Annotated in this window: 12 protein-coding genes and 2 tRNA genes; 7 read left to right on the forward strand and 7 right to left on the reverse strand. The window is 62.8% G+C overall.

Annotated features, from left to right (window positions below):
* Window positions 1–275 precede the first annotated feature (275 nt).
* The 3 genes from XH80_RS15375 to XH80_RS15385 form a co-directional block, all read right to left on the reverse strand.
* On the reverse strand, window positions 276–1,658 hold the full coding sequence (locus XH80_RS15375; protein WP_271599283.1) for a tyrosine-type recombinase/integrase: 1,383 nt from the start codon (window positions 1,656–1,658) through the stop codon (window positions 276–278).
* Window positions 1,659–1,878: 220 nt separating this feature from the next.
* Window positions 1,879–1,950: transfer RNA gene (locus XH80_RS15380), tRNA-Thr, on the reverse strand.
* A gap of 160 nt (window positions 1,951–2,110) precedes the next feature.
* Window positions 2,111–2,545 (reverse strand): hypothetical protein, encoded by a 435-nt coding sequence (locus XH80_RS15385; RefSeq protein ID WP_271599284.1) that lies wholly within the window; start codon window positions 2,543–2,545, stop codon window positions 2,111–2,113.
* Window positions 2,546–2,816: 271 nt separating this feature from the next.
* Here XH80_RS15385 and XH80_RS15390 point away from each other — a divergent pair, with 271 nt between their 5' ends.
* Both XH80_RS15390 and XH80_RS15395 read left to right on the forward strand, forming a co-directional pair.
* Window positions 2,817–3,302, forward strand: a complete 486-nt coding sequence (locus XH80_RS15390) for a hypothetical protein (RefSeq protein WP_057745830.1) — start codon at window positions 2,817–2,819, stop codon at window positions 3,300–3,302.
* A gap of 45 nt (window positions 3,303–3,347) precedes the next feature.
* Window positions 3,348–3,854 (forward strand): hypothetical protein, encoded by a 507-nt coding sequence (locus XH80_RS15395; RefSeq protein WP_271599285.1) that lies wholly within the window; start codon window positions 3,348–3,350, stop codon window positions 3,852–3,854.
* Between the two features lie 223 nt (window positions 3,855–4,077).
* Here the strand turns inward: XH80_RS15395 and rlmB are convergent, their stop codons facing one another.
* Window positions 4,078–4,932 (reverse strand): 23S rRNA (guanosine(2251)-2'-O)-methyltransferase RlmB, encoded by an 855-nt coding sequence (gene rlmB, locus XH80_RS15400; protein ID WP_271599286.1) that lies wholly within the window; start codon window positions 4,930–4,932, stop codon window positions 4,078–4,080.
* Between the two features lie 207 nt (window positions 4,933–5,139).
* Between rlmB and XH80_RS15405 the strand changes: the two genes are divergently transcribed.
* The 5 genes from XH80_RS15405 to XH80_RS15425 all read left to right on the forward strand — a co-directional run bounded on the left by XH80_RS15405 (window position 5,140) and on the right by XH80_RS15425 (window position 12,113).
* Window positions 5,140–5,225: transfer RNA gene (locus XH80_RS15405), tRNA-Tyr, on the forward strand.
* Window positions 5,226–5,738: 513 nt separating this feature from the next.
* Complete coding sequence (locus tag XH80_RS15410; RefSeq protein ID WP_271599287.1) at window positions 5,739–6,617, forward strand: hypothetical protein; 879 nt, start codon at window positions 5,739–5,741, stop codon at window positions 6,615–6,617.
* Window positions 6,618–6,695: 78 nt separating this feature from the next.
* On the forward strand, window positions 6,696–8,738 hold the full coding sequence (locus XH80_RS15415; RefSeq protein WP_271599288.1) for a hypothetical protein: 2,043 nt from the start codon (window positions 6,696–6,698) through the stop codon (window positions 8,736–8,738).
* 60 nt (window positions 8,739–8,798) lie between these two features.
* Window positions 8,799–10,883 (forward strand): hypothetical protein, encoded by a 2,085-nt coding sequence (locus tag XH80_RS15420; protein ID WP_271599289.1) that lies wholly within the window; start codon window positions 8,799–8,801, stop codon window positions 10,881–10,883.
* Window positions 10,884–10,940: 57 nt separating this feature from the next.
* Window positions 10,941–12,113 (forward strand): hypothetical protein, encoded by a 1,173-nt coding sequence (locus tag XH80_RS15425; protein ID WP_271599290.1) that lies wholly within the window; start codon window positions 10,941–10,943, stop codon window positions 12,111–12,113.
* 32 nt (window positions 12,114–12,145) lie between these two features.
* Here XH80_RS15425 and XH80_RS15430 read toward each other — a convergent pair whose 3' ends face one another.
* From XH80_RS15430 to XH80_RS15440, 3 genes are all read right to left on the reverse strand, one after another.
* Window positions 12,146–13,177, reverse strand: a complete 1,032-nt coding sequence (locus tag XH80_RS15430) for an LLM class flavin-dependent oxidoreductase (protein WP_271599291.1) — start codon at window positions 13,175–13,177, stop codon at window positions 12,146–12,148.
* 93 nt (window positions 13,178–13,270) lie between these two features.
* The gene (locus XH80_RS15435; protein ID WP_271599292.1) at window positions 13,271–15,328 is read right to left on the reverse strand and encodes an ATP-dependent helicase; all 2,058 of its coding nucleotides are present in this window, start codon (window positions 15,326–15,328) and stop codon (window positions 13,271–13,273) included.
* Between the two features lie 190 nt (window positions 15,329–15,518).
* Window positions 15,519–15,905: a YciI family protein gene (locus XH80_RS15440; RefSeq protein WP_057745801.1), complete on the reverse strand. Its 387-nt coding sequence runs from the start codon at window positions 15,903–15,905 to the stop codon at window positions 15,519–15,521.
* Window positions 15,906–16,060: the final 155 nt, after the last annotated feature.

Genomic DNA, 16,060 nt, shown 5'->3' on the forward strand with positions numbered 1-16,060 from the left:
CGGTAACTTTCCCGGTTTCGGGTTTTCTGGATCACTGGTCTAATGGGGCTATTTGAAGCAACCCGATGAACTGATTGAGGTACGGGCGGATGTCGGGATGTGGAGATCGGGCCTAATCCGATCGGACAACCCGAAACCGGGAAAGCGCCCGGCACTTGTCCCGAAATCTTTGCAAGAAGAAGATCGAAGTTATCCACAGCAAAGCCGCGGAAGTCTGTGAGTTCGTCTTCGAAGACACGGACGCCTTCGGGACCTCAAGTGCGGATGTCTCTGCTTCAGGTGCTGGCCACGCGCGACCGACGCGCGCCGGCGATCGATAAGACGGCGCCAGACCTGCGCAGGTCGTCCAAATAATCGGCCCACCACTGAGACAGTCGGCGCCGCTGTTCGTGATACGCCGCATCGTTGTACGTGCCTCGGACAGCATCCTCATCCATGTGGTTCAACGCGGTTTCGATCACATCCGCTCGCGCGGCATGGGCTTCGTTCGCCAATGTCGAGAACGCGCTGCGGAAGCCGTGACCCACATGGTCACTGTTCGCGTAGTCGAGCCGGCGCAGAGCCGAATTCATCGCGCTCTCCGATAGCGTGCGGTACCGCGACCGCTTGACCGGCTGCCCGTCCTTTCCGACCGTGCGGCGCGGTTGCTGGCAGGGGAAAAGGAAATCAGCGCCGGCAGCAATACGTTCGCCGTTTTCCGCCGTCCACCCGGTCAGTTGGCGAAGCTCTTGCAGCAACGTCACCGCTTGCCGGCTGAGATAGACGGTGTGGCTCTTGCGCATTTTGATGATTGCGGCGGGCAGGGTGATGGTGTCGCCGTCAATCCATGTCCAGCGCAGGCGCCGCAGTTCGCCCGGCCGCAGCGCAGTCAGTGCGAGCAATTCGAGCGCAAGGCGAGTTTCGGTAGCGCCATGGTAGCCGCGCACATCACGGAGAAGCTTGCCAAACCGCCGCGCCGCGTCCCCGTCGCGGTCACCTTCGCGCGCATCCGTAACGCTGGCATGGTGCTGCACAGCCTTCGCACCCTTAATCGCAATGTCGCCGTTTTTGGTGCCGCCAAGGGGGTTGACCGGGATAGCGCCGCGATTGGCTGCACGGGCAAGCGCACGGCTGACGATCGCGCGGCAGCGGTGGGCAGTGTCACGTTGACCCCGGGCGCCTATGCGGTCGAGCGCGCCGATGATCTGCACCGTCGTCAACGACCGCGCATCCAGCTTCCCGAGTTGGGGCCTTACCAGCGACAGCAGCCAGCTTTGTTTTTCGATTGTCTCCGGGGACCGCTTGCGCTGGTCTTTGGGCGCGTCCAGCCCGCCGCTCAGACTGCGTTGATAGTCGAGCCAATCGTCAGCAATGCGGTCGAACGTCGTCAGATGCGCCACGGCTGCGGCCTGCTTTTCCGCCTTGCGTTTTTCAGACGGATCAATTCCTGCCGCCAGTAACCGCTTGTTTGCGTCGCGCGCATCGCGCGCGGCCGCAAGGCTGACGTCCGGATATCGTCCAAGCGAAAGCATCTTCTGCCGACCATTGACCCGATACGCGTGCCTCCATAGTCGCGATCCATTGGTTTCGACCAGCAAGTGAAGGCCGCCGGCGTCGGACAGCTTGTAGGCTTTGCCCTTGGGTTTTGCGCTGCGAACGGTTAGGTCGGTCAACGGCATGGAACAATTCCCCTAAGCATTTTCCGAACAGCTGTTGGTAGCGTCCTAGGCGTCGAAAGGTCCTACCAACAGTCCTACCAACAGAGTTTTGCGGCTGCCGAAGAACGTTGACGAAAATGCGCGAAAAGAAAAAGCTTCATATCTCAGTGATTTCCGGGAGAACGCCCGGGCTTCGGCTGCTAAAACGAACACTAGCGAAGGTGAGGGAATAGTCAAACGGTGCCGGCTGAGGGGATTGAACCCCCGACCTTCGGTTTACAAAACCGCTGCTCTACCGCTGAGCTAAGCCGGCGACGCCTCGAGAAAGGCAGGCGGGGGGCCGGCATGCGCCGGGCTGCGCGCCCGCGCGTGGCAATACCAGACTTGATCCGAAAGTGCCAGAACCGAGCGCGGTCCCGCGGGCACGAAACAGGCGGCTCTGGGCCGCCTGTCCGCTGCCTGAACGGCTTGGCTTACTGGCAGATATGCCGGCGGCCGTCGTCACCCTTGAACCAGGTGCCGGGCGTGCAGACGAACCCGTTGCGCTGGGCATAGGTGCGGGTGTCCCAGCCGCGATTGTCGAAAGAATTATCGTAGGCGTAGGAGTTGTCCATGGCGCGGAACGGGGCGGTCGCAATCGCGCCGGCGGTCCCGATCGCGGCGCCCGCGACATCGCCCGCAACGTCGGTCGGCCAGAAGCCGGTGTGAGTCCTGTTCCAGTCGCCATTGCTCTGTCGATAGCTCACCCGCTGATGGCGATATCCGTGGCGTCCGAGATTCTGGCAGGAGGGATCAGTGGATTGCACCGAGCAGCGCTCGGGATTGGTGACGACCGATTGCGCCATCGCGGAGCCGGTCACCATGGTTGCTGCAATCGCCGTCGCGCCGAGGAGTTTCGTGATCGTCATTAGTTGTCTCCCTTCGAATTGACGGGGAGCTAAATGTCGTGCCGCGGCGGTCGTTCCGACGCAGCAGGCTGATTTTCCGCAAACGTCGGTCAAACGCACGTGAGTGAATGGAACAAGGTCTGCCGCCGTTAACACTTCGCTAGTGCGCGTCGCAGCATTTGAGCAGCGCGAGATCCTTACGCGTTAGGCTTACCTGAATTTGGTCAACTGTCCTTAACCCTCTCTGCGTCGCGATCGGATAGTTTGCGGGCCGGATAACCGGGGCTCTTCCATGCGCGCATCTGCGCTCGCAATCTTTCTGATCGGACTGCCCGCGACGGCCTTTGCCGGCGGCGGCTTCGATCTCGTCGTGCCGGGCCGTCCCGGCGTGCCCATCATCATCAACAACATCGATGCGTCCTACGCCGTGGTCGAAGGCGTCTGGGGCCTTGGCAAGAACGTCCAGGTGCAGCCCACGATCTATGGCGGGGTGTACGTCCCGGAACGGCAGCCCTCCGATGTCGGCCATTATTATCCGAGCTTAGGCTTGCAGCCCGGCTACGGCCGCCTCGAGGTCGAGCCGCCGGCGAATCGCAAATTGCCGAAGCCGGCGGAGAGCTACCACCAGAGCTGGGGCGCATCGTCCGCGCCGCTGCCGCCGCAAATGGATGTGCCGGTCAACCCACCGCCGGTGATCCTGGCGCCCGAGATCAACGACTATCCGCGACCACCACGGCCACGGCCGCGTACAGGAATGCCCGGCAGGCCGCCGGGCTAAAGAAACGTCGGAATCCAACAAGACGGAAATCAACAGGAGAGAGTAATGCGTCAGATGATTTCGGGACTGGTCGCGGCGGCTGCCGTGATGTTTGCGGGCGCTGCGCCCGCGATGGCCTGCGGCTTCAGCCCGTGCCAGCCGGTTGCGCCGGTCTATTCCGGCTGCAACACCGGTTGCGGTGGTTATGGCTACGGCGCTGCCTACGGTTATGGCTATGACCGCCTCGCCGCGCCGACCTCGCAGTACTACTACGTCAACCAGGGTCCGACCTACACCGGTCCGGGCGCCTTCGCGCCGTATCCGACCTACCAGGAAGACGCGGTCGTCGCCCCCGCCAATTATGGCTACGGCTATGGCTATCGCGCGGCTGCCGTCGAAGCGCCGGCTGCCTATCCCTATCGCCGCCCGTACTACCGTCCGTATCGCTACGGCTACGGCCCGCGCTACGGCTATCTGCCGCGCCCGCATTACGGCTATGGCCCGCGCTATGGCTACGCCCATCGCTATCAGCCGTACTATGGCGGCCATCGCGTGCTGCGGCGCTACTACTGATCTCTGACCGGCTGAGCCAAACAAGCGCCCGTTCGCTCAATGCGGACGGGCGCTTTGCTTTGTCTCCAAAACAACCCCATGCACAGTAGCCGGGGACAGCGAAATCAAACACTTGAAACGCAACGAACTCGCGACGCGCGATCATCGCCCATGGGCGCGCTGCTCGAGCTCGATCTTTCAGAAAATCCGAAATAAACTTGTCCCGTCGGGCAAAACAGATGTATTATGGCATCGTCGGGATGTGCGCCTGGCGCTTCATCAAGCCAAGCCTGACAGCACCGACATAGAGCGAGAGCACCGCGGCATTCGAGACGTTGAGGCTCTTGATCTCCCCGGGCATGTCGAGCCGCGCCACCACGCTGCAGGTCTCGCGCGTCAATTGCCTGAGGCCCTTGCCTTCGGCGCCGAGCACCAGGGCCAGCGGCTCGCGCAACGTCACGTCCGAGAGATCCTCGCTGCCCTCGCTGTCGAGACCGACGGTCTGGAAGCCGCGCTCGTTCAGGGCGGTCAGCGCGCGCGCGAGGTTTTGCACTGTGACCATGGGCACCAGCTCCAGCGCGCCGGAGGCGGCCTTGGCCAGCACGCCGGTTGCTTCCGGACTGTGACGCGCGGTGGTCACGATCGCCTTCACCGCGAACGCCGCGGCCGAGCGCAGGATGGCGCCGACATTGTGCGGATCGGTGATCTGGTCGAGCACCAGCACCATGCCTTCCTGCTTCAAGGTCTCGATGTCGGGCGAGGGCAGGGGATCGGCCTCGGCGAGCAGCCCTTGATGCACGGCGTCGGGCGAGAGCAGGCGGTCGATCTCCTGGGGACGGACGATCTCGGGCGTGATCGGGCTCGCGATGTTTTCATCGGCCAGGCGCCGCGCGGCGTTCTCGGTCAGCGTCAGCTTGCGGATCCGCCGTTGCGGGTTGGCGAGCGCCATGGTGACGGTGTGCCAGCCATAGAGGATGACGGGGCCGTCGGGGTGCGAATCGCGTTCGCGCCAGGCCGGCCGGCCAGCCGATTTTCCTGTTCTGTTGAAGGGCTTAGCCCCGCCGCGGGGCCCCCTCGGAGCAAATTTTTTGTCCTTCATGGGCTCGCTTGTGTCACGGGCGCCGGAATATGGCAATTTGGGTGGCTCCAAGGGCGATTTTAGCTGTTCGCCTCGGTTGACTTTGCCCCACCGCTTCGCCCATAAACGCGCCCGGTCGCGCCCCCATCCGGGCTGTCGCGGCCTTCACGTTCCATGGCCGTCTTCGGTCCGCCGGCAAGGTCCGGCCCGATTGTGCTGCCGTCGAGCGGGGGAGTGTCCCGAGTGGCAAAGGGAGCTGACTGTAAATCAGCCGCCTCATGGCTTCGCAGGTTCGAGTCCTGCCTCCCCCACCAGCCTTCGCTCGCTTCGCGAGCTACGGCTGGGCAGGCCAGCACAAGTGCTCGTGGCGCGAAGCGAGCGAAGGCTGCCCCGCCGTAGCCCGACAGGGCGCAGGCGGGCTGTCTTGAACAGCTAGACTACCCCCTCATCTCCCTGACCATCGGCACCACCTTCCGCCCGTAGAGCTCGATGCTCTTCATCAGCTCTCGTGCGGCAGCGGTGCCGCCGAGTATTCAATTGAAACCGCGCAAGGCCGAATGTCTTGGCCGGCTTGTGGTGCTGTCGCGCAGCAGACTCTCGATCCACTCCCGGCAGAGCCGGCGATCGCCTCGATGATTTTCTCACGACTACCTAAGGTAGCGATAATGGCAGTCTGCACGCATGTTGATCACCGGCTGCAGCCCGACATTCATTACACTGGAAATAGTGGGCCATGTGTGAGCTAGCCGACACGCACTGATGTCCGGCGCTCCTAACATTCCGGACGGTCAACACGCGGAGTGACGATACGAGAGAGGTTATCAGTCATGCCAACCAGAGAGCAGCTCGCCCACATTAGCCCCGTCGATGGCGACGGCGCATCTATCGTTCAGAACGACGACGGCTCGGTCACGACATCCTGGCCTGACGGTACCGTCCGCGTCGACGAATCCGACGGAAGGGCAATGGTCACCTTCCCTGACTTCGCGGTTCTCAATATCGAGACCGACGGAACCATGACCCTCAACGACGTCAATGGCAATCCGCTGGACGTTACTACGGGAGAGCCGCTGTCCGGCTCATCCGACGATCCTCCCACACCACCGCCGACGACAGTCGAAGAGCTCAGCGAAGTCCTCGAGGGGGTGAGTGCAATTCGCGACCTGGCAGCAGCCAAAGGCATCCTGCGCGCATTCGGGGTCGCCGCCGTGGTCGACAAGCAATATGGCGCGCTGTTCGAGCTTGCGTCCGCTTTCGGCGAGTCGCTCAAGGGCGAACTGTCGCCAACCAGCTGGTTCATCCAGCCGGTGAAGATGCTGCTCGCGGTGATCAAAGCCCTCCAGACGGAAGAGCGCGGAGCGGCCATGCGGTCATGGTGCTACACCGTGGCCTATGACGCGATGGCCATGGGGGTCCCTCCGGAGCCGAATTTTTCCGGCAGCCTCCAGGGCGCTGACCAGGACGCGTTGGACAAGCAGTGGTGGGATGACGCCCGCAAGCAGGCCCAGGACCAGCTCGCTGACGGGAAGGCCGGGACCGCCCTTCGCAACCGGGTGACGCTGCTGATTGCCAAATGCAGCGGAGATCCAGCGACCGCGGTCACCGAATTGTGGGCAGCAGCGTGCAAGCAATCGGGTGACGACGGTAACGCCGGACTGCTCGCCGCTTATCCCAATCTGTCCTGGCCGCAACCGACCGGCGCCTGACCGGATTGCCGTGCAGTAAATGCCGAGCCGTCACGCACGCACTTATTTTCGTCGACTCATATTTCATAGGAGCTTGATATGGCCGATTTTATTTCCGGCGTCGGACCGCTGTTTGGCCCCGATTTCGTTGTGGTCACGGTCAACGATGAGACAGGAACGAGATTTGATGTGCAGGTCTATCCTGATGCGCACAATCCCGAGCTGAGGCAAGCCGGGTTGCCCACCCAGTACTACTTCCAGCCCGCCCAGGTCTTCCTGGCGCGCAAGCAGAGCTCGCCGCAAGACTTTGATTTCGAGATGACTCTGTTCAAAGGTCTGGGTTCGGAGGAAGCCAACATAACCCCCGAGGAGCTCGCCGGCGCCTCAACCGAGATGGGCGGTGGCTTTTGCACGTTCTCTACCACCTTCGCGATCCCGCCGAGCGTGATCGAAGGTGTCATCGCCAAACTCAAGACCCGCGAGCACCCCGCGCCGATCCCGCGGTTGGGTCGCTTTTTCAATCATCAATCGGGTGACCCCGACCCCGGGCTGGGCATCGTGCCCATCACCAACAGCACCGTGGTGTGCGCGGTGCAAGACCCCAGCGTCACCGGCGGCAAGATCCTGATGACCGCTCAGTACAGCCAGAAGGGCAGCATCGAGCAACACGGCATAAGCACGTTTCTCATCTCCTGCAATCTGTTCGCCGCGGGTGAGATCGCCTCAGCGCTCAAGGCAGGCGCCTCGCCGCCATTCACCGTCACCAACGTCCTCAAGGAGGCGTTCTATGTCAACGCCGTGACGGTCGAGGTCAATGTCGACGTCGACAAGGTCTATGACTCGTTCTCCTTCGCGGTCCAGGCGGGCGGCTTCCTCGGCATCGACGAAATTTCCGCCAGCGCGGCCTGGTCCTCGTGTCTCACCTCAGGAGGTGTCACAACGCACATTACCCAGAACGGATCCGTTCTCGATGCCTCCACGGCAAAGTGGGTCAACGAGAATGTCGACGCCATGAAGAAGACCGCGATGGATCTGGTCAAGCAGGAGATCTTCGACTGGGACCCGTCCAAGGCCGACTCCAAGGCCACGACGTCGGGGCGCGGCTGGTTCAGCGAAGTCTTCGGCGGTGCTGCGGTGTCACTGAAGTCTGATCATGAGCGACGCGGTGTGCATTTCCAACAGACGCTGATCCTCGACGAGACCATCTCGGTCGAAACCGCAGTGACGGGAGACCTCAACGACCTGCTGCCGGCGGTGCGCGCCAACCTCAACAAGTACCTGTTCGTCATTGATATCGGCGAATTCTTCAAGAAAGTTCAGGTGGTCGGCACCTGCGCGGTGAACTTTGGCGAAAAGCTGCCGGATGGTACCGACCTGCGGGACCCGCTCGTCGCTGTTGAGCTCGAGGCCGGTTATCCCGACTTTTCCAGTCCGGTCGAGAACGGGCAACCCAATCTGCGGATGCTGAACCAGGGCCAGCACTATGTTCAGGGACAAAGCGTCCCCAAAGGGCCTGTTTCGCCGGCGATCTGGAAGGCCGAGAACAGCAGCGATTTCGTGAACTATTCTTTCCTGCGTCTGGACAACCCGGTGCAAGGTTGGCCGAAGGACCAAGTCAAACTGCGTCGCAAACTTGTCTTCGATGGACTTGACCCCCGGGTGAACCTTTCCCCGGCGATCGCCCCGCACGATCCCGCCATAGCCGAGATCGAAGAGCTCACCACCGATCATGGACCGATTCTCACCGCTGCGGCAGTCGGATATGTGTTCGTGCGGTTTGCGGTTACGCCGCTCAAGCTTCCGCCGAACGTAAGCGTCACGATCACGCCGAAGATCGGCAACGATACCTACCCGGAGATCGTGGTGACGAAGGCGAACGTGACCAACGCCATCTGGGAGGTGTTCTCGGACAAATACGTCCAGGAGACCAAATTTACGTACACGATGACGGTCGAGGTCGATGGTCCCAATTTCACCGATGACCCGGTGATCTACTCGACGCCCGAGCCTGTTTCGGTTGCGATCCCACAAGGACACATCAAGTACTTCCCGCAGCTGAAGACGCCGTTGCCGAGCGCGCCCGCTGACAAGAAGGCCCTTATCGACGCCTATGTGAAAGCGGCCCAAACCGCACCTGCGTGACGGGTTCTGCCCCGTGCATGGCGCGTCGTGCCTGCGCTGTCGTCAGCTTGGGAGGATGCCGTGGAAGAAGAGATCAACATAGCCTTCGACATGTTCCTGGCCGCACGGCAGGCGCCATGGATCGTAAGGCGCAACGGCATCGCACTAGCTGATGCGGGCGGCATAAAATTGCCGGCGGGGGCATTGGATCTGCCGCGGCTGGACGAGGTGTTTCCGGCTAATCTGCTGTCGGCGGACAGGCAGAGAGGCTGGTTCTTGCCGGATTTCAAGCTGGTCGACGCGGACCCGGCGTTTCGCTTTGATGTGGTTCAGCAAGCAGGCGAAGTCACCCCCGACGGCAAGCCGGTCAATCAGGCGACGCTGGCACTTTCGTTCCGGACCGAAATTCCCGCCAACGTCAAACATGTGCTGACGACTCCGGACGCCCCGGCGAGCGTGACGATCGTGCCCGACCCGCATCCCATCGCAACTCTGTCGGTGCCGGTCACGGCTCAGGATGGCTCGGTGCACCCGCTGATAACGCAAGGCGCGGTGACGCCTCAATCCGACGGCACCTACCTGGCGACATTTGCTCTGTCACAGGGCGCCGTAGAGGCGGCCTACGAGCGGCTGACCGATCTCGGCGGCGCGACGCTCGAACTGTCAATGAACTACAGCGCCTGGCAAACGGTGTTCGCCTTCATTCCCGACGTCGGGTTTCCGCATCCGACCCCATTGTTCCATGGCTGGCACTTCCAGGCATTCGGCGACGGAACCTCGCCAGTGCTCGAGCAGCTCAATGTCTTCCCCGGCGGCTATCATTTTTTTCCGGTGACGGCGAGCTATCCTCCATCCCCGCCAACGCGGTCACTGCCGCTGGGTCTGTCCTTCGCTACCGATGCCTATCGCGCACGGTTCAGGATCACGACGCGAGACGGCCACGCCCGGCCCATCATCGATGCTGGCGATCTCAGCGAATTCGCCACCGTCCGTTCGGAATATCGCGAGCTCACCTCGCTGGGAGATGTTCAGGCCCAATATCCGTCGCTTCGGCGGCTCTATTTTGGCCAGGTCAGCGGCACCGTCGTCGCGCTGCCGATGAACTACGGTATCGTGCACGGAGCCACGGGCCTTGCCGCCAAATGCGATTCCATCATCGATCCATCCAGCAATCTCACCGGCAGCCGCTTCCACTTCACCTTCACCGTTGCTCCGGTGGTGGACCCAATTGATTGGGCGAGGCTCGCGGCCGCGCTGCCGGGTGCGCCCGAGGCTGCAGGGCGCGGCTTGCGGTTGACCTTGCCGGATGGACTGGACCCGCGCCATCCGGCAATGCTCAATGGATTTCCTTCGGCGACAGCAGCGTTCGCGGACGGAATCACGCCGCACACCCTTAGAGTCTCGGTCGACATCGCCGATGACCATGCCACGCCTGCACTCACGAATGTCAGCCTCTTCCTGGCTGAACTCGAAACGGTCGGGGAGGCACCCCTGTTCGCGAACATGGCCGTACGTCTCGATGACGTTTTCGGCCAGCCGGTTCAGACCCAGGCGACGCTGAACCTGCACCAGACTGCCGGGTCCGACGATCTCAGCTCCGTTATCATGCCCGGATCGCCGCCCACTGCAGTGGTCACCAACAAGGGTCCGTTCGATCTAACCCTGCAGCGATTTGCGCTGTTACCCCAGCTTGGTATCACCGCACTCAACGACAAGGTCCTTGCGGCGGGCCTGTCGACCACGTTGAGCGCAGACGCAACTGGCGCCACCTCCGTCGCTGTCGTCCGCTCCCTCGTCGTGCCTAATCCGATTTCCAGGGAGGTGATGCTCGAGTTCGTCTCGTTCAATACTCAAACCGTGCAGCAGGTCCAGCATCCCCTCACTGTTCACGCTGCGATCAACTTCGCCGCAGCCGGGATCACCGCCATCGACGTGGCGTTCAGCCTTGCCGAAGCGCCTGCTCTGCCTGTGCCCCGGCTGACCCTGACTGCCTCGCATACGATAGACTTCGTCAACGTACTGATCCCTGTCGACTCCGCAATCACCGGCCTCGGGACGACAGTCACGCTGGATATCACCACGTCCAGCGGCCAACGCACCGTCACCGTCACCCACGATTTCGTCGACGAGCCCACCCTGACCATCACCAACACTACGATCGCGTGAGGCGATCCCGACTGTGTTGCGCCAAACCCGGCGTGCTCGAGATAAAGGAGGAAGATCATGGCGGACGACGTTCTTCCGGCTGGCCCAATTTTCGGTCCCGACTTCGTTGCGATCAGCCTCGACGATGGCAGTGGAACCAGACTCGATGTTCCGATCTATCCAGACGCCAACAATGTTCAGCTGAGGGACGCGGGCCTTGCCGCCATATTCTATTTTCAGCCTGCAAGGGTCTTCCTGGCCACTCGACCGAGCTCGGGTCGTCCTGACTTCTCCATGAGAGCCATGGTCAAGCGCGGCGGCGGTGCCGGTGCTCCCCAGGTCGAATTCGTTGGTGGATCATGCACTTTCAGCACCACTTTCGCGCTCGGTGAGGCGATGCTCAATTCGATTCTGGCAGAGCTCATGGCGCATCGTCACGTGCCGCCGCCCGACAGGATTGCTGCGCTATTCAACCATGAGAGCGCCGACCCCGCTCCGGAGCTGCGCATGGTCCCGATTTTGCACAACACCGTCTCATGCACGGTCCCGCGGCCTGCGCCCGGTCCGGCCTTCCTGACTGTTCAACCCAGCCAGATCGGAAGTATCGAAATGCACGCGCGCACCACCTTTCTCGTGTCTTGCAACGCGGCTGCCGCGGAAGAAATTGTCGGCAATCTCAGGAACGGATCTTCGCCACCGTTTGTCGTGACCAACACTCTCACCCAACAGTTCAGCACAGGCGGAGCAGCGCTGGCAGTCGAGATCGTTCTTGATGTCGCAAAGCTTTATGATGCGTTCGCGTCTGCTCTGCCACAGGGCGATTCGCGGGCGATCGCGGGGGCGATCACGAATCTGGCTTACAGCATGGGCCTTGGCAATGGTGCGGTCGTCACTCACATCACCGAAGGCGCCAGCCGAAGCATGGATCCGAGCTTGAAAGCCTGGATCGAATTGAGCAACCCCGTCAAGAGCGCTGCGATCGCCGCAGCAAAGGAGCAACTGTTCGAGGTCGGCCCCGAGGTGTCGGCTCCAGCCGATTCTGGTTGGTGGAGCGACGTGTTCGGAGGGGCTACCGCCTCGTTGAAGCCAACGCGTCCCGCGGCGGGAACGACCATCGCACAGACCGTTGCGCTCAGTGGTCCCATTTCCACCGAACAGACAGTTGTGGGCCAATTCGACTCGCTGGCCGCCGCGGCGAAGACCAGCATCGATACCTATCTCACGGTCATCGATATGGGCGAGTTCGCGTGACACATTGGTTCGGGCTGACCTATCGCAAAAGACTACCCCATCATCTCCCTGACCATCGGCACTACCTTCCGCCCGTAGAGCTCGATGCTCTTCATCAGCTTCTCGTGCGGCAGCGGTCCCGCTGAATATTTCAGCTGAAACCGCGCGAGGCGGAGTGTCTTGGCCGTCTTGGCGATCTTGCGCGCCACGGTTTCGGGCGAGCCGACATAGAGCGAGCCGTGCTCGGCTTCGCTGACGAACTCGTCGCGGCCCATCGGCGGCCAGCCGCGCTCGCGGCCGATGCGGTCGCGCATGGCCTTGTAGTCGGACCAGAGCTCCTCACGCGCCTGCTCGTCGGTTTCGGCGACATAGCCGGGCGAATGCACGCCGATCGGCTGCGCCGGGCGGCCGAATTCTTTGAAGGCACGGTGGTAGAGATCGACATAGGGCACGAAGCGCTCGGGATCGCCGCCGATGATGGCGAGCATCAGGGGCAGATCGTAATGCGCGGCGCGGACCACCGATTTCGGACTGCCGCCGACGCCGATCCAGGTTTTAAGCTGGCCGTTCTCGACCGGCGGATAGACCAGTTGGTCCTTCAGCGGCGGACGCAGCTTGCCCTGCCATGTCACCGGCTGCTGCGACAGCAGGGCTGCGAACAGATCGAGCTTCTCCTCGAACAGCTCTTCGTATTCGCGCAGGTCGAAGCCGAACAGTGGGAAGGATTCGGTGAACGAGCCGCGACCCAGGATGACCTCGGCGCGTCCGCTCGAAAGTGCATCGAGCGTCGCAAAGCGCTGGAACACGCGGATGGGATCGTCCGAGCTCAGCACCGTCACCGCCGAGCCGAGATGAATGCGCCTGGTGCGCGAGGCGATCGCGGCCAGCACGGTCTCGGGCGATGAGATCGCAAAGTCAGACCGGTGGTGCTCGCCGAGCCCGATGAAGTCGAGGCCGAGCTCGTCGGCCAGCACCGCCTCGTCGACGACATTGCGGATCACCTGCGCGTGGGGAAGCATTGCGCCGGAGGCATCCTTGGTGACGTCGCCAAAGGTATCCAGTCCGAATTTGAGCGGTGTGGTCATCGATCAGGTCTCTGGGGGAATGCCGCACACTTAAGCGTTGGGCGTCGTACCACAAGCGCGCTTTCGGAAATGCTCGGTTTCCGTTTGGTCGGCCTACCGCCACATGCCCCGCATCCGTGCGCCGATGTCGATCTTCGGTCCTTGCGGTGCAGCGTGCGGGCCGGCCGCGGCGGCCTTCGGCCAGGCGGCGCGCTCGAACAGATAGACCAGCTGCTCCGGGATGAAGCGGGTGCGCGAGGCATAGACGTGGCGGTCGCCCTTGGCGGCCTGGCCGTGCACGAAGAAGCGCTGCGGCACCACGAGATGCAGATCGTCCTTGGCGCGCGTCATCGCGACATAGAGCAGGCGGCGCTCCTCCTCCAGCTCGGCCGAGGTGCCGGCGCCGAGATCGGAGGGCATGCAGCCGTCGACGACGTTGAGCACGAACACGGACTTCCACTCCTGGCCCTTCGCCGAGTGGATCGTGGAGAGGATCAGATAATCCTCATCGCGCAGGGGCGGCCCGGATTTGTCGCTGGTCGCATCCGGCGGATCGAGCGTGAGCTCGGTCAGAAACTTCTCGCGCGAGGAATAGCCGCTCGCGATCTGCTCGAGCTGCATCAGATCGGCGCGGCGCGTCTCGGAATCCTCATGGATGCGATCGAGATGCGGCTCGTACCAGAGACGCACGCGCTCGAGATCCACAGGCCATTCCGAGTAGCGCAAATTCTCGACCGTGCGGACGAAGCTGGTCCAGTCATCGCCGGTGCGCGCCGGCACCGGGAGATGGGCGAGCGCGTGCAGCGGGTCCATACTCTCTGCCATCTGGTCGAGCACGCGCTGCGCGGTAGCGGGGCCGATTCCAGGCAATAGATGCAGGATGCGGAAACCCGCGACGCGATCGCGCGGGTTCTCGGCAAAGCGCAGCAAGGCCAGCACGTCCTTGACATGCGCGGCGTCGAGGAATTTCAGCCCGCCGAACTTCACAAACGGAATGTTGCGGCGGGTCAGCTCGATCTCCAGCGGACCCGAATGCGAGGAGGTGCGGAACAGCACCGCCTGGTGCTTGAGCAGCGCGCCTTGCTCGCGGTTCGCCAGCACCTGCTCGACGATGTAGCGCGCCTGGTCGGCCTCGTCATGCACGGTGACGAGCTGCGGCTTCTGTGTGGAGGTGCGATCGGTCCAGAGGTTCTTGGTGAAGCGCTCGCGGGCGAGGCCAATGACGCCGTTGGCCGCCGCCAGCACCGCTTGCGTCGAGCGGTAATTGCGGTCGAGCGTGATCGTCTCGGCGCGCGGCGAGAAGCTCTGCGGAAAATCCAGGATATTGCGCACAGTGGCGGCGCGGAATGAATAGATCGACTGCGCATCGTCGCCGACGACGGTGAGCCCGCGTCCATCAGGCTTCAGGGCCAAAAGGATCGAGGACTGCAGGCGATTGGTGTCCTGATATTCGTCGACCAGCACATGATCGAAGCGGCCGCCGATCTCTTCCGCAATGAGCGCATCGCTCATCATCTGCGACCAGTAGAGCAGGAGGTCGTCGTAATCGAGCACGTGCTGGGCCTGCTTGGCCTCGACGTAAGCCGCAAACAGCCCCTTCAGCTCGGCGGCCCAGCCCGTGCACCAGGGATAGTGCTGACCGAGCACCTTCTCGATCTCCATCTCGGCATTGACGCAGCGCGAGTAGATCGACAGGCAGGTGCCCTTGGCCGGAAAGCGGCTCTCGGTCTTCGACAGCCCGCGCTCGTGCCGGACCAGATTCATCAGGTCGGCGGAATCCTCGCGGTCGTGGATGGTGAAGGCGGGATCGACGCCGATGCGCTCGGCATATTCGCGCAGGAGACGCGCGCCGATGCCGTGGAAGGTGCCGGCCCAGGTCAGCGCATCGCGCATGATCGCGGCATTGTTCTCACCCAGAACCTTGCGCGCGATGCGCTCGACGCGGCCGGCCATCTCGGCGGCGGCGCGGCGGGAGAACGTCATCAGCAGGATGCGGCGCGGATCGGCGCCGGCGACGATCAGATGCGCGACGCGGTGGGCGAGCGTATTGGTCTTGCCGGAACCGGCGCCGGCAATGACGAGCAGCGGCGCGCCCACGGTCGTGCCGTCGGCCACACCATGCTCCACGGCGCGGCGCTGCTCCGCATTGAGCGTGTCCAGATATGACGTCACGAATCGCCCCGATGAAGCGGTCAGAATCAACGATCCCCGCGCGAATCGCAATGCGGCTGGACGTGAGTGTCGTGAGGATTTAGGGGAGAGGGCAGCTCAAGTTCCAATCCGAGGGATTGCAGACATGGCCGAATCCCGGCCCCCGCATGGATACGCCGACGCCGGCAAGTCGTGACGGCGCTCCTGTCCATCATCCCCCAGTTGCTGTCGCGCCGAACCCATCGGCCGGCACGTAAAGCTTGACAGGCCGGATCTCGTAAACCGCACTCGGATTGACCTCACGCAGCTTCCGTGCAGCCGCGATCGCCTCTTCATCCGTGTCGTAGTTGACGAGGTGGAAGCCCAGAAGCTGCTCCTTGGTCTCGGCAAACGGGCCGTCCAGCACGATGCCGGCACCGGGGCCGCGCAAGGTGCGGGCCTTTTTGGTGTCATCGAGACGAGCGGCCGGCCCGAGATGTCCGCTGGCCCGCAAGGGCGCCTGAACCTCGATGACCTTGGCCACGACGGCGGCGTCCTGCTGCGGCGTCCAGGACAACATCTCATCTTCCACGTGATAGGCCAGGATCGCGTAAAGCATTGTTACCTCGCTCGTTCTTGGGGGCGCCGCCGGAAGGATGTAGCACCGCCGCCGATGCCGGCAATAGCGGTGCGCCAATATTGCGTCGCGGCGATGCTGACGAAACCATTCTGAAACCCGATTGCCGGCCGGTGGCGTGAACGCCGGCCAAAGGC

The organism is Bradyrhizobium sp. CCBAU 45384, assembly GCF_028128665.1.
Lineage (GTDB): Bacteria > Pseudomonadota > Alphaproteobacteria > Rhizobiales > Xanthobacteraceae > Bradyrhizobium > Bradyrhizobium manausense.

What these genes read in the sequence shown, in the direction of transcription:
- XH80_RS15415 (WP_271599288.1), top strand. Translation starts at nt 6,696, where the DNA reads ATGGCCGATTTTATTTCCGGCGTCGGACCGCTGTTTGGCCCCGATTTC.
- XH80_RS15385 (WP_271599284.1), bottom strand. Translation starts at nt 2,545, where the DNA reads ATGACGATCACGAAACTCCTCGGCGCGACGGCGATTGCAGCAACCATG.
- XH80_RS15395 (WP_271599285.1), top strand. Translation starts at nt 3,348, where the DNA reads ATGCGTCAGATGATTTCGGGACTGGTCGCGGCGGCTGCCGTGATGTTT.
- rlmB (WP_271599286.1), bottom strand. Translation starts at nt 4,932, where the DNA reads ATGAAGGACAAAAAATTTGCTCCGAGGGGGCCCCGCGGCGGGGCTAAG.
- XH80_RS15425 (WP_271599290.1), top strand. Translation starts at nt 10,941, where the DNA reads ATGGCGGACGACGTTCTTCCGGCTGGCCCAATTTTCGGTCCCGACTTC.
- XH80_RS15375 (WP_271599283.1), bottom strand. Translation starts at nt 1,658, where the DNA reads ATGCCGTTGACCGACCTAACCGTTCGCAGCGCAAAACCCAAGGGCAAA.
- XH80_RS15410 (WP_271599287.1), top strand. Translation starts at nt 5,739, where the DNA reads ATGCCAACCAGAGAGCAGCTCGCCCACATTAGCCCCGTCGATGGCGAC.
- XH80_RS15390 (WP_057745830.1), top strand. Translation starts at nt 2,817, where the DNA reads ATGCGCGCATCTGCGCTCGCAATCTTTCTGATCGGACTGCCCGCGACG.
- XH80_RS15430 (WP_271599291.1), bottom strand. Translation starts at nt 13,177, where the DNA reads ATGACCACACCGCTCAAATTCGGACTGGATACCTTTGGCGACGTCACC.
- XH80_RS15440 (WP_057745801.1), bottom strand. Translation starts at nt 15,905, where the DNA reads ATGCTTTACGCGATCCTGGCCTATCACGTGGAAGATGAGATGTTGTCC.